This is a genomic window from Halorubrum tibetense (assembly GCF_042661865.1).
In the GTDB taxonomy this organism is placed as follows: Archaea; Halobacteriota; Halobacteria; order Halobacteriales; family Haloferacaceae; genus Halorubrum; species Halorubrum tibetense.
Map to the genome: position 1 here is coordinate 1 of NZ_JBHSWW010000396.1, position 1,669 is coordinate 1,669.

At 65.7% G+C, this 1,669-nt stretch carries 1 protein-coding gene; it reads left to right on the forward strand.

Features of this window, described 5'->3' with window-relative positions:
- Positions 1–170 precede the first annotated feature (170 nt).
- The coding region (locus ACFQEU_RS15470) for a glycosyltransferase family 2 protein (RefSeq protein WP_379783611.1) at positions 171–1,669 on the forward strand (1,499 nt) is incomplete at its 3' end.

Here is a 1,669-nt window from a genome sequence, read left to right on the forward strand (position 1 = left end):
GCCGACGCCCTCTTCCACAACCGGTCTCGAACCCCCGAGACGCCGGTCCCGGACGGTCTCGACGTCGCGTGGCAGTGGGCCGCTGAACACGCACGATTCGACGCCCTCGCTCGCGACGTCTCTGCCGGTCGGCGCGTCGCGACCGCGCCCGCGTTCGAGGGGGCGGACGGATGACGACGGTCGAAGGGGTCGTCACGAGCCTCGTCATCGGTTCCGGGATCTTCATCGTCGCGTACTACGCCGTCATCAACCTCGGATACCTCCTGATACACGTGCTCGCGCTGTTCGAGCTGCGCGACAACGTCCGCGAGGCCGAGTGGCAACCCCCGTTTCGCCCCTTCGACAGCCCGTTTTACCCCGGCGTCGCGATGGTCGTCCCCGCGTACAACGAGGCGGCGACGATCGTCGAGAGCGTCCGGTCGATGTTGACGCTGAACTACCCCGACCAGGAGATCGTCGTCGTCAACGACGGTTCGACGGACGCCACCATGGATCGTCTGCGAAACGCCTTCGATCTGGAGCCCGTCGAGGCCGAACTCCCCTACGATGTCCCGTCGGAGCCGATCCGCGGGGTGTACCGCTCGACCCGGTACGAGGACCTCCTCGTGGTTGATAAAGAGAACGGCGGGAAGAGCGACGCGCTCAACGCGGGCGTGTGGCTCACCGACCAGGAGCTGTTCTGTGCGGTCGACTCGGACACGATCATCGACCGAAACGCGCTGTTACAGATCGTGCGGCCGTTCCTCGAGGAGCCGGACAAGGCGGTCGCCAGCGGCGGCACGATCCGCGTCGCCAACAATTGCGTCGTGGAGGACGGGGAGGTACAGGAGGTGAACCTCCCGAAGACGGGGATCCCCGGGCTCCAAGTGATGGAGTACCTTCGTGCGTTCTACTCGGGGCGGCTCGGGCTCAACCGGCTCAAAGGGCTGATCCTCATCTCCGGCGCGTTCGGGGTGTTCCGAACCGATCGGGTCCGCGAGATCGGTGGCTACCGCCACGACACGATCACCGAGGACTTCGATATCGTGGTCCGGCTTCACCAGTATCTCGTCGACGAGGATATCGAGTACACGATGGACTTCCTCCCGGAACCGGTCGCGTGGACGGAGGTGCCTGGAGATCTGAAGACGCTCGGCCGTCAGCGGCGGCGCTGGTACCGCGGGATGCTCGAAACCGTCGTCGCCAACCGGAACATGTTCCTCAGACGGAAGTACGGTCGCGTCGGCACGCTCATCCTCCCATTCTTCGTGATGGCGGAGGCGATCGGTCCGCTGATCGAGGGGTTCGGCTACATACTGTTGCCGCTCGCCTGGTACTTCGGGCTGTTGAACATCGAGTTCTTCCTCGCGTTCCTCTTTCTCACCGTCGGCGTCGGCGTCTTCCTCTCGTGGTTCGGGGTGTTCAGCGAGGTGTGGAGCTTCAATCGGTACGAGCGCCCCCGCGACGTCGTTCGCCTCCTGTGGTACGGGATCCTGGAGAACTTCGGCTACCGGCAGTGGAAGACGATCGTCGCCTGGCACGGGCTCGTCGAGTATCTCCGCGGCGAGAAGTCGTGGGGTGCTATGGAGCGTCGCGGATTCGGCGGGGGCGATGCGCTGGACGCCGGTACGAGCGGAGGAACGGGGGCGACCGCCGGAATGGCTGCCGGCAGCGCGGCGGCCGCGGGGGC